Below are 20,253 nucleotides of genomic sequence, written 5' to 3' on the forward strand. Positions count from 1 at the left end.
CTGGGGCTCTTGGCACCGCAGTGTGGGCCTGGCCACTGACTGGAACGCTGTCATCCCCGGGCGCGAGCGTGCCGCCCAACGTCGGATCCGCCTGCCGGGCACAACACGCCTCCGCGTCGCTGGCCGGGCGCCACGGGTAGATCTCATCGCCCGATGCCTGGACCAGCGGCGGTGCGCCGGGTGAGTGCCGCGAGGTCCTCGGGGCGCGGGAGGCGAACACCCGGTTCGGGGGCAGTCGGCAGCGGGGCGGCCGATCGGTGTGAGGTCGGGTCGGCGTTCTGGTGTGCGCGCCAGGTGTCCCGCTCGTGGATGAGGCGGTCGGCCGGCTGGGTGAGGAGGGCCGGCTCGGCCGTCAGCCGCGCGATGCGCGCGCGGATGGCGGCCAGTTCGGTGCGGGTGGCGGCGATGTCCCGGTCGGTGTCGGACATGCGCTCCGCCGGGTCGAGGGTCCAGGCGAGGGGTCCGAAGCAGGCGAGCCGGTCCTCGTGCTGACGGCGGGCGTCGGCCACCGCCGCTCCGGCGTGCCGGTGGGTCTCCTGGGCGGTGGCTGCGGTCGCGCGCGACTCAGCGTGTTCCGGGTGGGCGTGTTCGGCGTGATGGCGGGCGTACTGGTCGAAAGCAGTCCACAGCTTCGGTAGGTCGTCGGCCCGGTCAGCCAGGCGCGCGATCTGCTGCAGGTCGGTGGGCATCCCAGGCAGGGAGGGCCGCCAGGCGTCCGCCCAGTCGACCAGCTGCTCGCCGGCCCGGTTCACCGCCCCCTGCCGAAGCCGGAGACGGCCGGGACCGTCGAGCACGACCTGCGCGGCCTGGCGGGCGGCGTCCCGCCCGGTATCCCAGTTGCCGAGCAGCGTGTCGCGGATCCGGTCGGTCCCGGCGGTGACGACCGCGCCGCCGGCGTCGGCCCGCGCCGTGGCGTGGCGGGCCTCGATTCCCGTCTGCCGATATGCCTCGGTGAGCGCGGCGGCCCGGTCGGCGTGGGCGGACTCGAGCGCGACGATCTCGCGCAGCGCGTCCCGGCGCGGCAGGTCGTGGGCGAGCCGGTCCAGGCAGCGCTGCTCGGCCGTCCACGCGGAGTGCAGGTCGGCGAGCGCCTGTTCCAGCGGTCGGGGCGTGGCGTAGCGGGTGGCCTCGGCGGCGGCCAGCCGGGCGGCATGCGCCGGGCCAAGATCGGCGCGGTCGCGGGCGAAGACCGCGAGCCACTGCTCCCGCGCCTCGGCGGGGTCGCCCGCGACGAGGTGGGCGGTATTGGCCTCCCTGCCCCGGGTCATCCCGACGTAGGCCGCGGCCGCGCCGGTGTCCTCGCCGACCACCAAATGGGCGGCGGTCACGGTGTCGCCTTGAGTGCCGTGCGCGGTGGTTGCGTAGGCCAGCTCCACGTGCGCGGTGACGTAGTCGGCGGGCAGCACCCGCGCCCCTGTCCCGGCGGGGGTGACGTGCGGTGTGCCGTCGGGGGTGACGAGCAACCCGCCGTCCCGGTCGACGGCGGTGACCGTCCACACGTCGCGGTTGGCGACCTGCAGGTGGCGGTCGTTGCGGCGGGTGGCGATCCGGTCGCCGACCCCGATCCGCTCTCCGGCCCCGGTGGCGACCACGCGCCGGTCGTCGACCCGGCCGTCGGTGACGAGCCGGTCGCGGATGGCGGCGTTGAGGGCGGCGGCCTGCTCGCGGGTGGCGGCCACCACGGCCACACGCTCGCCCGCGGTGTAGCAGTCGGCCGCGCCGGCGGCGAGCGTCTCGCGCAGCGCCTGCGTGTCGGGGTGCATCCGGATCTGCCCGCGGGCCAGGAGCGCGTCGAACACCGCCCCGGGATTGGCGCCGGCGCGCATCGCCAGGGTCAGCTCGGCGTAGTCGGTATCCGGTGTCGTGGCACCGGTGGCGTCGGTGCGGGTGAAGCGGTGCACCCCGACCAGGGTCAGGTGCTCGGCCGGGTCGACCTGGGCCGCGGCGAGGTCGAGGACGCCACCGCGCCCGACCGCCGCAAGCTGGTGCCGGTCCCCGAGTAGGGCGAGGTGCACCCGCCACTCGTCGGCGACCGTCAGGAGGGCCCGGGCGGTGTCCTGATCCAGCATCCCGGCCTCGTCCACGACGAGCAGGTCGCCGGCCCGCAGCCGCGCCCCCTCGGCCGGCCCGGCGTAGGCGCGACCGGTGACCGGGTCGGTGTGGCCGACGGCGAGGCGGGTCCACCCGCCGTCGGCGTTCCAGCGCCAGCCGTACTCGAAGGCCAGCCGGGCCGCCGATCCGGCGACCGCGCCGACCTCCGCGGCGGCGACCTTGGCCGCCTTCAGCGTCGGGGTGACGACCACCAGCCGACGGCCCTGCTGGTCGAGCAGGTTCCTGGTGGCGGCCAGCGTGGTCGTCTTGCCGGCGCCGGCCGCGCCCTCGATCACCACCAGGGACCGCGGGCCGGCCAGTGCGGCGACCGCCGCGGCCTGCCCGGGATCCAGCCGCGCGGCACCGACTGCGACGTCGACGGGCGGTGTCGGGTCGGTGTCCGGGACGCCGGCCGGGCGCTCGGTGACCCGGGCGGCGAGGCGGGCGGCCAGCTCGGCCTCAACGGCGAGCACCGGCGCCGAGGTCCAGGCCCGGATGTGCTCGGGGACGCCGTCGCGGTCCAGCAGCGGCAGGCAGCGGTCCATCGCGCGGGCGGCGACATCTTCGGCCAGCTCGATCCGCGCCGCCGCCTGCACGACGACGCCCGCCGCGGCGATCAGCCGCTCCACCTCGCCGCGGACGTCCGCGGCGTTCCACGCCGACCGGCCCGCCGCCAGCCGGGCCAACGCGCGCTGCACCAGCTCCTCTCGATCGAGTGCGCCGACCGGGATGGGCGTCAGGTCCACGGGACCGGCCGGGCCGCGGTAGCCGAGCCCCGACAGCTGCCCCCGCCACCGCTCCTCGAGGGTCACCCCGGGCTGCGCCACCACCTTGTCCGGGCGGCCGTCGGCCCAGGCGCGGGCGTCCCAGGCGCGGCGCAGCGCCGGGCCTGGCCGTTCGCCGGGGTGCGTGGTGGTCCATTCGGCTTCGTAGCGGTCCACATTCCGGGCGATCTGTGCGTTTCGCGCGCTGAATGGGCCGACGTAGTCGGCGAGCTCCTGTATTTCTCCAGTAGCGTCCTTCGTGTAGCCGTGCGCGGCGAACGCGGCGTTCAATTCCGGGTCACACGCCATCGCCGCGTGCCCGATCCCGTTGATCGCATTCAGCGAATCCCGGACACCGACGGTGTGCAGGCCCCGCCATTTCTCGGCGGCGAACACCCGGGCCAGCAGCTGCAGGTGCAGATGCCAGTGCGGATCGTTGGCGCGGGAGGTGTAGTGCCGCACGGTGGCCGCCTCCAGCACCTGCAGCGGCACCTGCACCTGCCCGCCGCGCGGGCCGAGCCTGGTGGTGGCGTGCTGCGAGAGCCAGCCGATGATCTGCTCGGCCGCGCGGTCCTGCGCCGCCTCGTACGCGGCGGCGATGTCCGGATGCAGTGCGGCGGCCAGCGACCAGGTCTTTGGGCCGTTGACGACCACCTCGACGAACCGCACCGCCCGGTCGTCGTCGCGCAGCTGCCCCCGCGGCTGGTCGGTGTTTGGGTCGCGGCCGGCAACCCAGGTCTCGTAGCCGTCGCCGGTCAGCGGGACCAGTTCGGTCACGCGGGCGTCGGTGGCGGTGAAGCGGCGGGCGAAGCCGGTGCCCTCGGCCAGGTAGTAGTCATCGGCCCGACCCCGGTCGGCCTCCACATAAGCGCGGGCGGCTGTCGGGTCGCCGACGTACACCTTCATTCCCCCGTGCATTTTCAACGCCACCCAATAATGACCAACAGGTCACCCCTAGAAACGGCGATGGGCCCCGCGAAACGGGGCCCGAACTACCCGTGAAGGTAGCATGCGTGCCGTTCTCTAGTGAAGGGATGACATTCCTTCAGCGAAGGGCTGAATGGCGGGGGTTGCAGTTGATTGCCATTGACTGCGAGACGGACCTTGATCGGAGTATCAAGTAGCGACGGCGGGATGCATTGACGCTGGATCGGGCGTATGCGGGCATGCGGCTGAAGCACCCGACTGTCAGGCCCGGACGCTGGACGATCTAACCCGACGCCATCGGGGCTTCGAGCTGGAAGGTCGAGTGATCGACCCTGACGGGGCAGTGACCGGGTCCCGCTCCTGCTGCGCACCCCGTTTGCGCCTCGCCACGAGGCGGTAGCGTCTGATCGTGGCTGCACATGTTGTGATCCTGGGGGCCGGCTTCGGCGGGCTGGAGCTGTCGGCTCGGCTCGCCGAAGACCTCGCCGACGACGTTCGCGTCACGCTCATCGATCAGAACGACTCGTTCATCTTCGGATTCGCCAAGCTCGACGTTATGTTCGGTAGGCGCGGTCCGGACGAGGTGCGCCTGTTCTACCGGGACATCGCCAAGCCAAATGTGCAGTTCCGGCAGGAGACCGTTCTGTCGATCGACCCGCAGGCCCGGCGTGTCCGGACCGATCGGGCGACGTACGACGCCGACATTCTCGTCGTCGCGCTCGGAGCCGACCTCGATCCGGGCGCCACCCCTGGACTCGTGGAAGGCGGCCACGAGTTCTACTCCACACAAGGAGCCGAAAGCGTCGCGAACGTGCTGCCGTCCTTCCAGGCCGGCGTCGCCGTCATCGGGGTACTGGGCCCGGTCTTCAAGTGCCCGCCGGCACCCAATGAGGCCGCGCTGATGCTCCATGACTACCTCAGTGAGCGGGGCGTGCGCGACGCCGTCACCATCCACCTGGTCAACCCGCTCGGGTCGCCGATCCCGGTGTCAGAGGAAACCTCGGCGGCGATCGTGTCGATGCTCGCCGAGAGGGGCATCGAGCACTGGCCGTCGTCCCAGGTTGAGCGTCTCGACCCTGCAGCCAAGGTGGCCCACCTCGCCGACGGCCGCAGGCTGCCCTTTGATCTCTTCCTGGCGGTCCCCGTACACCGCGCCCCCGCAGTCGTCCTCGATGCCGGCCTCACCGAGGACGGCTGGATCCCGGTGGACCCGGCCACCTTCGCGACCCGGTTCCCCGCCGTCTATGCGGTCGGGGACGTCACCAACGCTCCCGTCCCCCGAGCTGGGACCATCGCCGAAGGGGAGGCAGCGACACTCGCCGACGTACTGCTCGCCACGCTCAAGGGGAGGCCCCAACCGCCGCCGTACAGCGGAGCGGCGGTCTGCTACATCGAGACCGGCGGCGGAACCGTCGCCAAGGTCGACGTCGACTTCCTGTCCGGAGCGGAGCCCACGGCAGTGTTCACCGCCCCGTCCGCCGAAGTCGCCGAGGAGAAGCGGCGCTTCGGATCAGTCCGTGCACAGCGATGGTTCGGCGACTGACGACCACCTACGCGGGCCGGCCGACGCAGACGATCGGTGCGGACACGCAGAAGGCGCCCGGCCGCGCTCCCCCCTGAAGAGAAACGGGGCAGAACCGTCCCGGCGAACGACCGGGGCGAGCCGCCTCTGTTCGTGGGGTCCGGTTGGAGATCAGCGCCATGGTTCAGGTCGCGGTCAGGACGCCCATCATGCCGTCGTCCTCGTGATCGAGGACGTGGCAGTGGTACACGGTGCGGCCGGGGTAGCGGTCGAAGGCGATGCGCACCGTCACCTGGCCGCCCGGGGGGACGTTGACGACGTCGCGCCACCTGACCTCGTCGAGCGGCTGACCGCCCTCGGCGATGACCTGCATGGGCCAGACGTGCAGGTGCACCGGATGGTCCATGGAGGAGGCGTTGGTCAGCTTCCACTCCTCCACGGTGCCCACCTGCACGGCTTGGTCGACCCGTGCGGGGTCGAACGCCTTGCCGTCGATGGTGAACTGCATTCCCCCGCCGCCCATGCCCATCGCGAAGATCAGTTCGCGCCGGCCGGCGACGGTCAGGCCGCGCAGGTCACGCGGAGCGGGCTGCGCTTCCAGGGGAGGCAGTGCGGCCACCGCGGCGCCCGCGACGTCCAGGGTCGCCAGGGCGATCGCTCCGCCGCCGGACGATGTCGAGCCGCCGCCCATCATGCCGCCCATCCCGCCGCGGTCGTAGGGCAGCGACTCCAGGACGCTGGACCCCGCAGTGGCGGTGACGAGCAGGTCGGCCCGGTTGCCGGTGGCCAGCACGATCTCGTCGACGTCGCGTGGTTCGGGGTAGCGGCCGGAGTCGACGCCGAGCAGCTGCAGCTGCTGCCCGTCCAGGCGCAGCCGCACGTAGCGGGACGAGCAGGCGTTGACGATCCGCCAGCGTTCCCGTTCGCCCGGGCGGGCGGTGAGCACCGGTCGCGACTGGCCGTTGACCAGGACCAGCTCCCCTTCCCGCCCGGCCATCCGCGCCATCGCCGGGGGCGCGGCGACCTGGCCGGACCCGTCCAGGGACAGGTCGGAGATCACCAGTACCCGCTCGCGGGTCACCGCCACCCGCTCGGGGTCGCCGACGACGATCGCGCCGTAGAGGCCACCGAAGACCTGGTCGGCGACCATGCCGTGGTGGTGCGGGTGGTACCAGTACACGCCGGGGGGATGGTCGGCGGGGAGCTGGTAGTCGTAGTCGAAGGACTCCCCCGGTTGCACGGCGATGAACACGTTGTCGCCGTTGTCCAGCGGCGAGACGTGCAGACCGTGCACGTGCAGGTTGGTCGGGTCGCCGAGGTCGTTGACCAGCCGCACCTGCAGCCGGTCACCGGGCTGCAAGTAGAGCGTCGGCCCGGGCAGGCCGCCGTTGTAGCTCAGCGTGGTGGCCTCCCGGCCGGCGACCCTGGTCGGCCCCTGGGCCGCTCGCAGGGTCACCCGGAGACGGCCGCCGCTGCTGCGAAGCACGTCCGGCTGGGTCAGCGCGCGCCCGGGCGCCGGTTCGAATCCGGCGGCCGACTGCCACGTCAAGCCGGCGCCCCCGACGACGGCGCTGAGCAGGCCCAGCCCGCCCAGTTGCAGGGCGCGGCGGCGGCTGATCGGCTGCACTACTGGTTCTCCCCCAGTGCGGTCAGCCGCTCGCGGTACTCCTCGGTGGTCAGCTCGCCGCGGGCGTAGCGCTCGTCGAGCACGTTCCGGGCACGGCTCCGGCCCGGCCGCCCGCCCTCCGCGCGGGAAGTGTTCCCTTCCCGTCGGACGCTGCCGCCGACCGCCTTCACCGCGACGACGATCACCAGCACGATCCCGACGAGCACCAGTAGCCAGAAGAGCCAGCCCCAGCCCATGCCCATGCCGTTCCCCATCATGATGTCTCCTCGTCCTCATCGTCATGCTCGGCCACATGCGGGCAGGCGCCCGGTGCGGGGTGCCATCTCGCGGTCCGCGTCGCAACCGCCGTGGTGCGGCGCACGTCCCCCTGCTGCTCGCGCCGACGGTCGATGGTCTCAACCGGCCGCGGACGGGTTGATCAGCGCCTGGACCAGGACGAACGCAGCGACGGCGAACACCAGGTAGGCGAACCAGCGGCGCAGCCGTTCCGCCGGCAGCCGGGAGGCCACCCGCGCCGAGGCCAGCGAGCCGACCACCGCAGCCGCAGTGAAGGCCAGCGCGATCCGGTAGTCCAGCGCGGCGTCCCCGGCGTGGGCGGCGAACCCGGCCAGGGAGTTGATCACGATGATGACCAGCGAGGTGCCGACCGCGACGGTCATCGGCAGGCCCAGGAGCAGCACCAGCGCGGGGATGATGAGGAATCCGCCGCCGACGCCGAACAGGCCGGTGAGGAACCCGACGACCACGCCGGAGCCGATGGCCTTGGGCAGGCAACCGCGCCAGTTGATGCCGCCACCGGGGAGTGCGCAGTCGCCGCCGACCGTGGTCTGCTCCCGCAGCATCCGCACGCCGGCGGCGACCATCATCGTGGCGAAGCCGACCAGGACGACCCGCGGCTCCAGCAGCCGGTTGACCGCCGCGCCGGCGAAGGCTGCGCCGGCACCGGCTGCGCCGAAGACGGCCGCCAGACGCCACTGCACCTGGCCTTCGCGCAGTCGGGGAATCAGCGCCGTAGCCGAGGAGATTCCGACGACGACCAGGGACGTCGGCACTGCAGCTGCCAGCGGCATTCCCACGCCGTACACCAGCGCCGGAACGGCGAGGATGGAACCCCCGCCGCCGAGCAGTCCCAGCAGCATCCCGATGATGAGGCCCAGACCCAGCGCCGCGGCCATCACCTCGTGTCCCGCAGTGTGGGCTCTCGTCCGCGCCGGCTGCCCATCAGGCCGCCTGCTGCGCGCCCGGCAGCCGGCCGAGGATCTCGCCGGCGGTCAGCTCGCGCGGCCCGCGGTTGTAGGGCAGCACCGAGAGCAGGCGCGCCATCGTGCACGTGTCAGTCAGGGCGGAGGCGGTGAGCCCGGCGCCCACGCCGCCGGCGAGCAGGGAGGCCTTCGGGGCGCGCCAGGCGAGGGCGACCCCGGCCACGACGAGGGAGCCGGCGAGGAGGCGGACCTGCCGCTCCATCGGCCAGCGGGCCCGCCCACGCACGACCTCGCCGCCGGCCGCGGCGTAGGCGCCGATGCCGCCGTCCAGGACGTGGACGTGGTCGGCGCCGACTCCCGCCAGCCGCTGCCGGGCCTCCGCGGCGCGGGCCCCGGAGGCGCAGACCAGCACGACCTGGCGGTCCAGCCGGGCGGCCAACTGATCGGCGTGCTCCCCGAGCAGGGTGAGTGGCACGTTGTAGGAGCCGGCGACATGAGCGGTCTCGAACTCCGCCGGGCTGCGGACGTCGATCACCGTGACGGCGTCGGGGTCGCGGATCCAGTCGATGACCGTGTGGGCGTCGAGGCGGTCAGGGGCGGGCGTCATGGGTGTCCTTCAAGAAGTGCGGCGACGTCGGGGCGGACGGTGGTGGTTCAGGCAGTGGGAGATCCGGCACCTTCGGTAGGGCGCTCGTCCTCGAGGCCGGCCTCGGCGGCGGCGCCGTACGAGTCGTTGATGAGGACGACCTGGCGGCCGGGGCGGTCCAGGACCGAGGCGGCGATGGACGCCCGGTAGCCCGATCCGCAGTACACCCACACCTCGCCCTCGGGCACCTCGCCGATGCGGTCGTTGAGTTCGTGCAACGGGATGTGCTGGGAGTCGCGCACGCCGCCCTGGGCACGCTCGTCGTCGCGGCGCGCGTCGAGGACCTGCACCGGCCCCTGGCGGACGGCTTCGGCGAGGCTGGCGAAGTCACTCACCTCGTAGGAGCGGAGCTGTGCCCCGTGGGCGAGGGTCTCGATGTTCCCGACTGCGGCACCAGCGAGCTCGTCGATGCCGATTCGAACCAGCTGCCGGCGCGCCTCGGCGACCTGCTCTTCGCTCTCGCCGATCAGGGTCAGCGGCGCACCCCACCGGTAGAGCCAGCCGAGGTAGGTGACGAAGTTGTCGCCCAGCTCGAAGTTCAGCGAGTCGGTCAGGTGTCCGGCCGCGAAGGCGGTGCGCTCGCGCAGGTCGACCACCCACTCACCGGCCTCGATCCGCCGGCGCAGCTCCGCCGGGTCGACGAGCTGGGGCAGGGACAGGTCCACCGGCCGGGGGCCCTGCCGATTGATCGGCCCCATGTGGGCGTAGTAGGCGGGAAAGGCGTCCAGCCCGGCCAGCAGGGTGTCGACGTAGTCCTGCTCGGCCGACGTCAGGGCGGGGTTGACGCGCCTCTGCTCGCCGACGGTGGACGCCGTTCCGCTGGTGGGCGTGGCCGAGCAGAAGCTGCCGAACCCGTGGGTGGGAAAGACTCCGGTTTCCGCGGGGAGTTCGCGGGCGAGCCGCTGCACCGAGTGGTACTGCGCGTGGGTCAGGCCCACGGTGTCCTCGGGGCTGACCAGGTCGGTTCGTCCGGTGGAGCCGTAGAGCATCGAACCGCCGGTGAACACGGCCTCGACGTCTCCGTCGGCGTTCTCCAGTGCGTAGCTCATGTGGTGGTGGGTGTGTCCGGGGGTGTGCAGTGCCCGCAGCCGCATCCGACCGGCCTGGAACTCCTCGCCGTCGCCGGCCGGCAGGTGGTCGAACTCTGCGCCGCTGTCGGCGGGCACCACGTAGGCGGCACCGGTGCGCTGGGCCAGCTCCAGCCCGCCGGTGACGTAGTCGTTGTGGATGTGAGTCTCCAGGACGTGGGTCACTCGGACTCCGCGCTTGTCGACCAGGTCCAGGACCCGGTCAATGTCCCGCTGGGGGTCGACCACGACGGCGATTTCGCCGTCACTGGCCAGGTAGCTGCGGTCGCCGAGGCTGGATGTCTCGATCGTCTCGATCTGGATCATGGGTTGTCCTTCCGTAGGCATGTGCTGCGCGCTGGGTGATGGAGGTCGAGTGGTGGCTCAGGCGACGTGTCCGGGGGCCCCCTCGGGCGTGGTGACCGGCAGGCCGGCCTTCGCCCAGGCGGTCATGCCCCCGTCCATGACCTCGGCGGTCCACCCGGACCCACCGAGGAGCTCGGCGGCCTTGCCTGCGCGACCGCCGCTACGACAAACGGTGACGACGGTCCGGTCCCGGTCGAGCTCGCCGAGGCGGGCCGGAAGCTGGCTCAGGGGAATGTGCGTCGCGCCGTCGATACGCCCGGCGCTCCACTCGTCGTCCTCTCGGACGTCGAGCAGTTGCACCTGATCACGACGGCTGTTGACGGTCTTCGAATCCACGTTGACTCCTCTTTCAGTTGCGGGGGGCTTGCCGGGAGGGGTGCCGCAGGGCCAGACCAGGGAGCGGAACAATCGCTCCGGTTCAGCCCCTCGAGCTGGCGTGTGCCGGCGTCCTCGTCGACCACGCACTGCCGCAGGCCGAGGGCTGTGATCTTGGAACTGGCGCAGTCGAGCGCGGGGTGTCCGCCAACGCCTCGACGAAGCCGGAAGGCGCGGGCGATGATCATGGCGCCGGCGCGGTCCGGCGGTCCGGCGGGCTTCACCGGACCGGCCAGTCACCGGCGGGAGAACAGGCGCGCGACCCAGCCCGTCGGCGCGGACCCGTCGTCGTGGTGACCGCGGCAACGTTGGTTGGTGGCCACGCCCCGCATGACCTGATCCACGTGCTGGCCGCAGCCGGCCCACGTGGTCTTGCCGCAGGTCCGGCACGCGACTGCTCTACACATGAGTGGCGTCTACCTCCATAGTCCGGTCGTCTGGGCGTGGCGGTGTGTGGAGCCCGAGGGCGGCGGCGCCGGTCTCCGGGTCGTCGTAGGGCCCGTCCACGAGGATCGGGTGGTACCCGGCGCGGGCGAGGATGGAGGCGGCGATCGATGCGCGGTAGCCCGATCCGCTGTAGACCCAGACCTCAGGCTGGGGCACGCGGCCGAGGCGGACCCGCAGATGGTCGACAGGCACGTGCAGGGAGTCGCGTACGCCACCGGCGGCGCGCTCGTCGGCTCGGCGGACATCGAGGACGTTGGGCGTCCCGGCCGCCATGGCCTGCGCGAGTCCGGCGAAGTCGGTGACCGGATAGGAGGCCACGGGGCGTCCGCCGGTGAGCTCCTCGGGGCGGCCGATCGCGGCTCCGTTGATTCGGTGGATACCGACGCGCATCAGTCGGCGGCGGGCGTCGGCGATCTGTGCCCGGGCGTCGGCGATGAGGGTCAGTGGCGAGCCCAGGTCGTAGAGCCGGCCCAGGTAGGTCGCGAAGTCGTCACCCAACTCGAAGTTGAGCGCGCCGGGCAGGTGGCCGGCGGCGAACGCGGTACGGGTGCGGATATCGACCACCCACTCGCGGACGAGAAGACGGCGGCCCAACTCGGCCGGATCGACGATGCGGGGTTTGGAGAGGTCGGCCGGGTCCGGCCCTTCGGCGCCGACATGCCCGGCCTTCCTTACCGAACGGGGCAGGGTATATAGATCAGAAAAGGGGGAGCCGATGGTCGGCCAGCCGGCGCTGACCCAGTCGTTCATGCCACCCGTCAGGTTGCTGACCATCAACCCGGCGACGGTCAATATCTCTGCGGCCTGCTGGCTGCGCCGCCCGCTCTGGCAGACGACCACGATCGGCCGGCGAGGCTCCAACTCGTCGAGCCTGGCGGGCAGCTGACCGAGCGGGATGTTGGTGCTGCCGGGGATGTGGCCGCGGGCGACCTCCTCCGGCTCGCGGACGTCGAGAACGGCCACGTTGTCGCGGACGATGCTCAGCTGGGCGGGGGTCACCTGTGGGACGAGATTCATCGGGTCCTCTCGCAGGGGTCGGCGGTCAGGCCAGGGACAAGAACAGCCGCTCGAGTTCGCGCAGGTCGAGCTCGCGCGCCTTGCCGTCCTCGGAGGTGGAGCAGTAGCGCATCCCCGTGGAGACCACCGCGAAGCCGGCCTTGCTCAGCGCCTTGGACGCGGCGGCCAGCTGGGTAACCACGGCCGAGCAGTCCCGCCCGTCCTCGATCATGCGGACGATGCCGCCGATCTGGCCCTCAACGCGCTTGAGGCGCTTGATCACGTCGGCGAGCTCGCTCTGGGGGATGTCCACGTAGACAACCCTAGATACCCCAGGGGGTATCCGCAACTCTGCCTCAGCGAGCCGCTCTGGTGAGCGGGACCAGTGGGCCGACTGGGTTGACGCGCCCCGCGGGGAGACCACTCGGTATTGGGTCGGCGCCTTCACCGACCCGACGAAGCCGCGAGAGAGGGAGACATCGCATTCGGCGGAAGTCACCGGCTGTGACCGGCTCCCCGACCCTGGGAGCGCCGAACGGTGACCCCCAGCCGCCCAGCTGTCTTCGGCGCTCGATGCCTTCGCGCAGGTCGCTCTTTCCCCGTCTCACGACGGTTCACTGGAGGTTCGGCTGGGGCCAGGGGACCAGCGGCGGCAGCCGGTCACCCGGGTGCGGGACTCCGTCAGGGACGTGGGTGATGCTGCGGGGTTCGTGGCTGCCGGCGGCGTGGGCGATCGCGGCGAGGACGAGGGTGAGGGCGTGGCGGTCGAGGCCGGTGGCGAGGTCGCCGAGGTCGACGGGGTGGCCGTCGGCGATGCTGGCGGCCGCCCGCAGGACCTGGTGGTCACTGCTCCTGCCGGTGATGGTGCCGATGCGAAGGGCCCCGTCGAGGTCTGGCCAGGCGATGTGGGCCCACAGTCCCTCGCCGTCGACGTTGCCGTCGAGGGTGATCAGCCCGGCGTGCTGCAGCTGGGGCAGCCAGTGGCCGGAGGTGATCAGCAGGAGGATCGCGGCCTCGTCGGAGTAGTCGCCGAGGGCGGCGCGCAGCAGGGCATTTTCCACGCCGACCGGGTCGAGGTCGGCGGCTCTGGGTTCGAAGATCACTGGGGTTCTCCTGTCCTCCGGCCTCCAGGCTCAGGTTGGAGTGTGCCGTTGGGGTCTGACAGGCGCGGCCGGGGACGGGTGTGCGGCGGCGGTCGCGGTGCTGGTGAGCGCGTCGGGCCGGCAGGCCCGCCGGCAGCTTGCTGACGGTTGGTCTCGACGCGCCAGCGGCGGGGCCTCGCGCGACCCCCGCCGCCGGCCGGCTACATGAACCGGCCCCCGCCTCGGCGTGGCCGCCCCGCAGGGGTGCGGGGGCGGCCGGACGCCGGTCAGGTCGGGTCGGGTGAGGGGTCGTCGGTGTGTTGGTTCGCGGCGTCGACGATCTGCCGTTCGATGTCGGCGAGGGTGTAGCCGCAGGAGGCCAGGAACCGTAGCCAGCGGGCGTCGCCGGTGCCGGGGTTGCGCCAGGACTGGCGGTGCAGCCCGGACTCGATGGCCCCGGCGACGTGGGCCAGCAGCGCCACGGCGAGCCGCCCGTCGGGCACCTGTTCGCCGCTGGTCAGCGTGGGCGCGGGCTTGTCCCTGGTGGTCCACCACTGGCCGGGGGCGTCGATGCCGAGGTCGGCGGCGGCGGTGTCCTGGGCGCGGTTGGGCTGCCCGGACAGCCAGCGGGACAGTGCCCGGTGGTCGGTGGCCATCGTCTCGATGGCGAATCGCAGCGCGGCCTTGGGCGCGGTCTTGCGCTGCAGGAGGCCCTTGATCCACTCGCGGCGGGTCTCGTTGGCCGCGGCCATCGCCTTGTTGTTCTCGATGGTGGCCCGCCGCTCGGCCGCGGCGGCCTCCCGGTCGTCCTCGCCAGCTGCGCCGACGGGTAGGGCGGTGGCCGTCCAGCGGTAGCGGTGGCCGTTGCCCGCCGGGTCGGTGCACACCTCCACGGCTTGCGGCCCCTGCCAGCCGGTGGTGGCGACGTAGACCGCCGCGCCGGGGCAGCCGGCGTGGCCGTCGGCGGTCAGTGGCCGGCCGTCGTGCTCGAGGTCTGCCAGCCGGGTGCGGGCGCGGCCGGTGTCCTCGTCCAAGACGGTGCGCCCGGCGGCGGTCAGCTCCGCCAGCAGGTCGGTTGCCCGTTCGGCTTCGGCGCGGGCCTGCTTGGCCCGGGTCAGGGCGTGGGCGAACCGCCCGGGCCCCTCCCCCGCTGCCGCAATGAGGGCGGCGGTGGTGTCGGCGTCGCCGGCGTAGACGGCGACGGCGGCGGCCTGGTCCAGGGTCAGCCCCGCACCCGCCACCGCGGCCGCGGTCTCGCCGTCCAGCCGGGCCACGCCTGCGGCCTTGGCGACTCTCTTCCGACCGAGTCCGGTGGACTTGGCCACCTTCGTGAGGGGCACGCCGAGGTCGAGCATCGCCTGCACGCCGCGTGCTTCCTCCACCGCGGACAGGCCCCGGCGGTGCAGGTTCTCGGCCAGCATCGCGCCCACGTGCACGGCTTGGGCGGCCCGGTCACCGTCGGCGGAGTCGTGCGCGAGGTCGGGGCGCAGCACGCACGGCACCGCGGTGACTCCGGCGAGGATCGCGGCGGCCGCCCGGCGGTGCCCGGCCACAAGCTGATGACCCGGCGTGCCGTCGGCGGCGGCGTGCGGAATCACGGTGAGGACCTCCAGCACGCCCTGGGCTGCGATGGAGTCGGCCAGCCCGGACAGGTCGCCGAGGTCGTCGCGGATGTTGCGGGGATGCACGGCCAGCCCCCGAGGGTCCAGCCACACCAGCCGGTGAGCCCGGCCGCTGTCCTCGGCCATCCCGGCGCTTGTGGTGCCGGTGCCGGCCGGGTCGACGTGCCCGGTCTCGCGCGGCTCGATCCCGGCACGTTGAGCGTTTCCGGTCGCGGACGGCTCGTCGGGCGCGCTCTCCCGGCCGCTGTTCGGGGCGGTGACTGTGGTGGTCGTGGTCATGGCGGGTTCTCCTTCGATGCTCTGTGGGGTGGCGGTGCTCTCGGTGCGGGTGCTGTCGGCGGGGGTGCTGGTGGCGGTCATGTCGCGCTCTCCCCGCTCAGGCGGTGGCGAGGACGCGGGCGCCGGCGGCCTGCGTGACCGGTTCGGCGGGCGGCGCGGTTCCCCCATCCCCCGGCCGGTTCTCGGCGCCCTCGGCGCCGTCGAGGTGGTCGAGGATGCGGCGGGCGGCAGCGGTCACCGTGGCCGCGGCGGCGCGGACGACGTCGGTGTCCCCGGCCGACCAGGCGGCGACGTAGGGGACGGTGTAGGTGCCGGAGTCCAGCCCGGCCCAGGCGGTGACGATGTAGGCCACCGACTCGGCCTCGGCCTCGGCCCGCCCGCGGCAGCCGGTGTAGTCGAAGCCGTCGGCGGTGTGCCCGCACTCGATGTGGGCCAGTTCGTGGGCGAGGGTCTTAACCGCCTGCGCGTCGGCGACGTCCGGGCGGACCCGCACAGTGCGGGCGGCCGGGTCGGTGAGCCCGTTGGCCTGCCCGCAGGCCTCGCGGGTGAGCGTGTAGCCGTGCCCGGCGACCTGGGTGGCCAGCGCCTGCCACAGGGCGTCGGGGGCGTCACCGGTGAGCAGCTCCGGGGTGATCTCCGGCAACGGGTCGCCCTCGGTCTGGGAGATGTCGAAGACGTGCGCCACGCGAAACCCGCGCAACACCCGCCCCGGCGCCCGCTGGTCGGCGTCCCCGCCAGACGGCTCACCCGCCGTCCCCGTCCCGGGGGCGGGGACGGGGACGGCCTGGTCGGTGGGGGTGTCCTTGGGCGTGTAGGTGCAGGGGGCCAGGACCGCGAGCCCGGTGGAGCCCTTGAGCACGCTGCGGCCCAGCGCCTTCCAGGTGCCGAACCCGGCGACCCGGGTCGGGCTGATGCCCAGCCGCGCGGCCTGCAACTCGATCAGCATCTGGTTGTTGAGGCTGTAGGTGTGGAACTTCGCCGCCGCGTCGAGCATCGCCCGCCACTGCGGATCGGCGGTGAGCGCCTCGACCTGCTCGCCGATCTGGTCATGCAGGGCGGCGATCCTCGCCGCCCGGGCGGCGTCTGCTGCCTCCCGCTGCTCCGGACTCGGCTGCGGCCGCCGGCTGCGGCTCCCCCTGCCGGTCCGGCTGGTGCTCGTGGCGCTGGCCGCGCTGCTGGTTGTTGTGCTGCTGGTGGTCATCTGGACCCTCCCGGTACCGAAGCCGAAACCGGATCGAGAGGGACTACGGAACAGGTGTCCTGCCACCCATTCCCCCGGCCCGTCCGGCACAGAGCTCTGCTCAGGGGCCGGGAGCGACGGCGGGGGACGACCGGACCAAGACTGCTTCCGCAGCGGAGCGCCCGAAGGGCGGAAGGATCTTGGTCCGGTCGGGAGGAGGCGGCGCGGGAGGCCCCTACGCTGAGCTGCCGGACGGGTCGGGGGACCAGCAAGCGCAGCCCGCCGCAGGCGGACCTTGACGACGGCGCAGCCGGCGCCACGCGCAGCGTGGCCCGAAGGGCGCTCCTGGCCCACCCCGGCGGTCGCGGCGCGACGACGTCGACGACGCGCCCACCGGATAGCAAGCCTCGATCACCCGACACGTCGCGGAGGGCCCCGGCGGACCGGTCACGGGGGCCGCGGTCTGGCCGTAGTCGGGGTGAGGTGTCGAACGCCATGATCTGAGCGTGGCCAGGCCAGCGCACGCCCGAGCGTGTCCGTCCGGATGCTGTGGACAGGAGCCGTTGTCCACAGGGACCGATTGCGACCGAGCGGGCCTAATGCGCAGGAAGCGGACGCCTGGCAGGTCACCAGAGGACCTCCGGTAGTTCTCCAGTCTGCGAAGGCGCTGGTCGGGCGGCTGTGGCCGGCTACCGGAGGACAGCTGCAGAAGCGCGGCCGGGGCGGTCCATCAGCGGCCCTCGCCGCGGAGAACAACCGGGCGGCGGCAGGAGAAAAACTGCAGAGAGTCGGACGAGGCTGGCTGCGAAGTGTCACCAACGGGCCGGAAATGGCGCCTTGTGTGGTGAAGGCACCACCCGCACCGAGACTCCCGGGGAGCCAGCCATGCCCGACCCCACTGCCGACCACGAGCCCGAACTGCTCACCATCACCGAGGCCGCGAACGTGCTCCGCGCGCCCGTCGCCACCCTCCGGTACTGGCGACACCTCGGCACCGGCCCGGCCAGCTTCCGCCTCGGCCGGCGCGTCCTCTACCGCCGCGCCGACCTGCGCACCTGGATCGACGCACAAGCAGACCAGTGCCCGCGCCGATAGCCCCGCCTCCGGAGAGCGGCTGGACCGGGCGCGAGGCCCGCTTCCGACTCCGACTCCGGGCACACGGTGAGGCCTTGTGGCCACCCCCGGCTGTGGACAACGACGGCCATCCACAGAAGCCGAACAGGCCAGGCCTCGGCTGCGCCGGAAAGGCGACGCTGCCTACGCGCATCGAGAGGAGGAGCGATGGGATGGGTGGGCCCGGTCGTGGACGGCCAGGAGCACGAGGGCTGGGTGGTGCCGCTGTTCGCCGACGGCGCTCAGGGCGCCGGCACCAGCAGCGCCCGCGGTCGACTGATAGCCCACCGGCCCGACGACGGGCCCTGCAACGGCGACCGGATGCGGCTGACCTACCGCGACGGCTCCACCGCCGAGGGCCTCTGGCAGGACGGCACGCTCATCCACGGCGACCGGATTCTGCACGCCCACACCAGCGGCCAGGTCCACCTCGAGGTGCTCGACCAGGCCGAGGAGTGGCGCCCCGATGCCGCGGTCGTCGGCTGGGCCGCCGGCTGCACCTGCGGCTGGCGCGGCACCCCCTGGACCCGCGTACCACCGGAGCTGGCCGACCCCGCGGCGCGGCGGCTCGCCACCGCTGGCCCGTGGGCCGATCTGGAGGCCGCCGACGAGCACCGGGTGATGACCGAATGGCGCCGACACATCGCCGGATGGCAAGCCCTAGAGGACGTCGAGGCGGCCGCCGCCCGGCAGGCCGCCGCCGCCCGCGCGCTGGACCAGGCGGTGCGTGCCGCGCTCGCGGCCGGAGCCTCGTGGGCCGACATCGGCCGGGCCACCGGCATGACCGGCCGGTCGGCCACCGAGCGGTGGTCCGCCCGTGACTGAGCAGCCCACCGGCCGCCCCGGACCGAGCAAGCAAACCCCGCCAGGGCAGCGGGCCGTGCTCGTCGTCGACCTCGACGGCGAGCCGCTGGCACCGCTGCGCGCCCTGGAGGAAATCCTGCTGTGCCTGGGCAGGTGGGAGGACGACGACCGGCGGGATCCGAGCGCCGGCGCGGAGCCGCTGCGGTTGCCGGCCCCGCTGGCCGACCGGGCCGCGCTCGCCGCCGTGCAGCGCCTGCTCAGCGCACTGGCGCCCACCCAGTCCCGGGAACCGTGGCGTGGCCGGCTGCTCGCCCCGGACGGCCGCTACGAGCACGCGCCGATGACCGCGCTCACCCTGCCCGCCACCGACATCGACATCCTCGCCGCGACCGCCGCCACCCTCGGCCACCCCGGGCTGGACGCCGACCTCGCCGAGCTGGTAGACGCGCACACCGCGCAGCTCGCCGGCGGCTACCGTCGGGCCGACCGCACCGAACTGGTCTCGCTCCTGGCACGGCTGGCCGGCCTGCTCGACCTCGCCCCCACCGACGACACCCGACTGCTCATCGTCCGCCTTCGGGCCACCCCGCCCGGCACCGACTGCGTGCTCAGCGAGACCGAGGAAGCCGCCCACGCCCGCACCGCCGACCGCATGAACCACCTGTGGGCGCACGGCTCAGGCATCGACCGCTACCTCTACTGAACCCACGGCGGTTCCTCGGCGAAGCGGCGCAGCTCGACGGGGAGGGCGGTGGACAGGTCGTAGCCGGCCAGCAGGTGCCGCACAGCCGTGGGTCGGGTTGTAGGTCGCCCTCCTACGCAGTCGTCGCAGACAGGGCTTCTCACCCTTGCAGGCTGCCACCGTCGGCCACTGCCTGCCCGGCTGGGGTTGCCGGGCGCGAGAGGAGGAGGGCCCGGTGACACGAGGCCGTTGCCGGAGGACTCATGCGGTCTTCTGTTCCCGCTCGATGGCGATGTCCTCGAGAAGGCTGCTGAGCGTTCGGATATTGAGGACGGGATCCTCCGGTCCCCGGTGCTTGTCGTTGATCAGCCGGCGCAGGTCGCGGGCGCGGGTCAGCCGATCGACCTCCATTCCCGGCCTCCAGCGTTCCGGCGTGGACATGAGTTTGTCGACCTCCGTGGCCCGTGCATGCAGGTAGTGGCCCCGCGGGTCGTTCTTGGGCCCACTGACGCTGGTGCCGCAGGCTCCGAGCCGGCACCCCACCCTGGTGCGGATGTCGGTGTTGGCCAGGTAGGAGGCTCCCAGCTTGCGGCTGACGGTCAGCGCGGGCCCGGGCAGGTAGATGCCGGCGATCGGTCCGCCGCCGCCGTCCTCCTCGCCGTCTTTGGGAGGCTTGGGCGGCTGCTTCTGGCGACTGATGGTGCCGGCGTGGTTGACCCGTTCCCGCAGGCCGATGCCCACGGAGTAGTGCTGAGCGTGCCCCAGGGCCATGGCGGTCTGCCCCACATTGCCCGACAAGCCCAGGGTCACGGTCAACGCGGAGTCGGTGAACGCGCGCAGCAGAGCGAAGGAGCTGCGGATCTTGCGCACGCTCTCGTCTTCGCCCCCGAGGGGGCTGATCCGCAGCTCCATGTCGCGGATACCGGCCCGGCGGTACTCCGCAGCGAGCTCCGCCGCCGCCGCGACGGGGTAGCGGCTGCTCAGGACGAGGGTGGCTCGCACGTCGGCGCCGTGCTCGTGCAGGGTCTCCTCAGCAAGGCTGACGTTGAGGTTGGCCGAGCGCTCGTCGCGGACGAAGAAGTGCGGCGGAGTGACCGTGGTGACGAACCGCGGGTGGGCCGCCAGGACGCCAGCGACAAGTGCAGTGCGCTGAGCCGGCTGTTGCGCCAGCTTGTCCACGTCGTAGGGAGTCGGGGGGTAGTAGGCCAGCCCGGGAAGCTCGAACCCGACATCGGCGAGCCGCTCGGTGGCCGGGTCGAAGTAGACCTTCACGCCTGCGTCGGCCGCGGCCTCGGCGGCGGCCTGCTGGTGCTTGGCTGCCTTGGTGTCCACCACGATGGCCGACACCCCGGCTGCCTGGTGAGCCAGAAAGTCCTCGGCCACCTTGTGGTCGCCTCCACCCAGGCGAAATTCGACCCCCACGGGTGACTCCTTATCGACGGCGGGAGCAGGCTGCTGCCA

The 20,253-nt window shown here is 72.9% G+C and carries 18 protein-coding genes; 4 read left to right on the forward strand and 14 right to left on the reverse strand.

What is annotated here, in order from left to right:
* Nucleotides 1-143 precede the first annotated feature (143 nt).
* Nucleotides 144-3,761 (reverse strand): MobF family relaxase, encoded by a 3,618-nt coding sequence (gene mobF / locus MODMU_RS03830; protein ID WP_041794926.1) that lies wholly within the window; start codon nt 3,759-3,761, stop codon nt 144-146.
* 430 nt (nt 3,762-4,191) lie between these two features.
* Here mobF and MODMU_RS03835 point away from each other — a divergent pair, with 430 nt between their 5' ends.
* Nucleotides 4,192-5,325 (forward strand): NAD(P)/FAD-dependent oxidoreductase, encoded by a 1,134-nt coding sequence (locus MODMU_RS03835; RefSeq protein WP_041794928.1) that lies wholly within the window; start codon nt 4,192-4,194, stop codon nt 5,323-5,325.
* Between the two features lie 163 nt (nt 5,326-5,488).
* Here MODMU_RS03835 and MODMU_RS03840 read toward each other — a convergent pair whose 3' ends face one another.
* The 12 genes from MODMU_RS03840 to MODMU_RS03890 all read right to left on the reverse strand — a co-directional run bounded on the left by MODMU_RS03840 (nt 5,489) and on the right by MODMU_RS03890 (nt 16,214).
* Complete coding sequence (locus MODMU_RS03840) at nt 5,489-6,931, reverse strand: multicopper oxidase family protein (protein ID WP_014738858.1); 1,443 nt, start codon at nt 6,929-6,931, stop codon at nt 5,489-5,491.
* Nucleotides 6,931-7,188, reverse strand: a complete 258-nt coding sequence (locus MODMU_RS03845) for an SHOCT domain-containing protein (RefSeq protein ID WP_014738859.1) — start codon at nt 7,186-7,188, stop codon at nt 6,931-6,933. Before MODMU_RS03845 ends, MODMU_RS03840 begins: the two co-directional genes overlap by 1 nt.
* A 138-nt stretch (nt 7,189-7,326) precedes the next feature.
* On the reverse strand, nt 7,327-8,106 hold the full coding sequence (locus tag MODMU_RS03850; protein ID WP_014738860.1) for a sulfite exporter TauE/SafE family protein: 780 nt from the start codon (nt 8,104-8,106) through the stop codon (nt 7,327-7,329).
* 46 nt (nt 8,107-8,152) lie between these two features.
* Nucleotides 8,153-8,740 carry a rhodanese-like domain-containing protein gene (locus tag MODMU_RS03855; RefSeq protein WP_014738861.1) on the reverse strand — a complete coding sequence of 196 codons (588 nt, stop codon included), beginning with the start codon at nt 8,738-8,740 and terminating at the stop codon, nt 8,153-8,155.
* Between the two features lie 47 nt (nt 8,741-8,787).
* Complete coding sequence (locus MODMU_RS03860) at nt 8,788-10,173, reverse strand: MBL fold metallo-hydrolase (RefSeq protein WP_014738862.1); 1,386 nt, start codon at nt 10,171-10,173, stop codon at nt 8,788-8,790.
* 57 nt (nt 10,174-10,230) lie between these two features.
* Nucleotides 10,231-10,548, reverse strand: coding sequence for a rhodanese-like domain-containing protein (locus MODMU_RS03865; protein ID WP_014738863.1), 318 nt, complete (start codon nt 10,546-10,548; stop codon nt 10,231-10,233).
* 275 nt (nt 10,549-10,823) lie between these two features.
* Nucleotides 10,824-10,994, reverse strand: coding sequence for a hypothetical protein (locus MODMU_RS30415; protein ID WP_085984729.1), 171 nt, complete (start codon nt 10,992-10,994; stop codon nt 10,824-10,826).
* Nucleotides 10,987-12,033, reverse strand: coding sequence for a rhodanese-like domain-containing protein (locus MODMU_RS26705; RefSeq protein ID WP_193375759.1), 1,047 nt, complete (start codon nt 12,031-12,033; stop codon nt 10,987-10,989). Before MODMU_RS26705 ends, MODMU_RS30415 begins: the two co-directional genes overlap by 8 nt.
* A gap of 43 nt (nt 12,034-12,076) precedes the next feature.
* Nucleotides 12,077-12,343 carry a metal-sensitive transcriptional regulator gene (locus MODMU_RS03875; RefSeq protein WP_014738865.1) on the reverse strand — a complete coding sequence of 89 codons (267 nt, stop codon included), beginning with the start codon at nt 12,341-12,343 and terminating at the stop codon, nt 12,077-12,079.
* 301 nt (nt 12,344-12,644) lie between these two features.
* Complete coding sequence (locus MODMU_RS03880) at nt 12,645-13,133, reverse strand: hypothetical protein (protein WP_014738866.1); 489 nt, start codon at nt 13,131-13,133, stop codon at nt 12,645-12,647.
* Between the two features lie 266 nt (nt 13,134-13,399).
* Nucleotides 13,400-15,094 (reverse strand): ParB/RepB/Spo0J family partition protein, encoded by a 1,695-nt coding sequence (locus MODMU_RS03885; protein ID WP_014738867.1) that lies wholly within the window; start codon nt 15,092-15,094, stop codon nt 13,400-13,402.
* Between the two features lie 16 nt (nt 15,095-15,110).
* The gene (locus tag MODMU_RS03890) at nt 15,111-16,214 is read right to left on the reverse strand and encodes an ArdC-like ssDNA-binding domain-containing protein (protein WP_014738868.1); all 1,104 of its coding nucleotides are present in this window, start codon (nt 16,212-16,214) and stop codon (nt 15,111-15,113) included.
* 864 nt (nt 16,215-17,078) lie between these two features.
* On the opposite strand from MODMU_RS03890, the gene MODMU_RS03895 reads away from it, so the two are divergent.
* From MODMU_RS03895 to MODMU_RS03905, 3 genes are all read left to right on the forward strand, one after another.
* Nucleotides 17,079-17,288 carry a helix-turn-helix transcriptional regulator gene (locus MODMU_RS03895; protein WP_014738869.1) on the forward strand — a complete coding sequence of 70 codons (210 nt, stop codon included), beginning with the start codon at nt 17,079-17,081 and terminating at the stop codon, nt 17,286-17,288.
* Nucleotides 17,289-17,474: 186 nt separating this feature from the next.
* The gene (locus MODMU_RS03900; RefSeq protein WP_014738870.1) at nt 17,475-18,131 is read left to right on the forward strand and encodes a hypothetical protein; all 657 of its coding nucleotides are present in this window, start codon (nt 17,475-17,477) and stop codon (nt 18,129-18,131) included.
* 55 nt (nt 18,132-18,186) lie between these two features.
* Nucleotides 18,187-18,813 (forward strand): hypothetical protein, encoded by a 627-nt coding sequence (locus MODMU_RS03905; RefSeq protein ID WP_014738871.1) that lies wholly within the window; start codon nt 18,187-18,189, stop codon nt 18,811-18,813.
* A 240-nt stretch (nt 18,814-19,053) separates the two neighbouring features.
* Here MODMU_RS03905 and MODMU_RS29015 read toward each other — a convergent pair whose 3' ends face one another.
* Nucleotides 19,054-20,214 (reverse strand): hypothetical protein, encoded by a 1,161-nt coding sequence (locus MODMU_RS29015; protein ID WP_014738872.1) that lies wholly within the window; start codon nt 20,212-20,214, stop codon nt 19,054-19,056.
* Nucleotides 20,215-20,253: the final 39 nt, after the last annotated feature.

It is taken from the genome of Modestobacter italicus, from assembly GCF_000306785.1.
GTDB lineage: Bacteria > Actinomycetota > Actinomycetes > Mycobacteriales > Geodermatophilaceae > Modestobacter > Modestobacter italicus.

Bases quoted from the DNA above. Each gene is read 5' to 3' on its own strand.
- mobF (WP_041794926.1), bottom strand. From the start codon at position 3,761: ATGAAGGTGTACGTCGGCGACCCGACAGCCGCCCGCGCTTATGTGGAG.
- MODMU_RS03845 (WP_014738859.1), bottom strand. From the start codon at position 7,188: ATGATGGGGAACGGCATGGGCATGGGCTGGGGCTGGCTCTTCTGGCTA.
- MODMU_RS03850 (WP_014738860.1), bottom strand. From the start codon at position 8,106: ATGGCCGCGGCGCTGGGTCTGGGCCTCATCATCGGGATGCTGCTGGGA.
- MODMU_RS03855 (WP_014738861.1), bottom strand. From the start codon at position 8,740: ATGACGCCCGCCCCTGACCGCCTCGACGCCCACACGGTCATCGACTGG.
- MODMU_RS03860 (WP_014738862.1), bottom strand. From the start codon at position 10,173: ATGATCCAGATCGAGACGATCGAGACATCCAGCCTCGGCGACCGCAGC.
- MODMU_RS30415 (WP_085984729.1), bottom strand. From the start codon at position 10,994: ATGTGTAGAGCAGTCGCGTGCCGGACCTGCGGCAAGACCACGTGGGCC.
- MODMU_RS03885 (WP_014738867.1), bottom strand. From the start codon at position 15,094: ATGACCGCCACCAGCACCCCCGCCGACAGCACCCGCACCGAGAGCACC.
- MODMU_RS03890 (WP_014738868.1), bottom strand. From the start codon at position 16,214: ATGACCACCAGCAGCACAACAACCAGCAGCGCGGCCAGCGCCACGAGC.
- MODMU_RS03895 (WP_014738869.1), top strand. From the start codon at position 17,079: ATGCCCGACCCCACTGCCGACCACGAGCCCGAACTGCTCACCATCACC.
- MODMU_RS03900 (WP_014738870.1), top strand. From the start codon at position 17,475: ATGGGATGGGTGGGCCCGGTCGTGGACGGCCAGGAGCACGAGGGCTGG.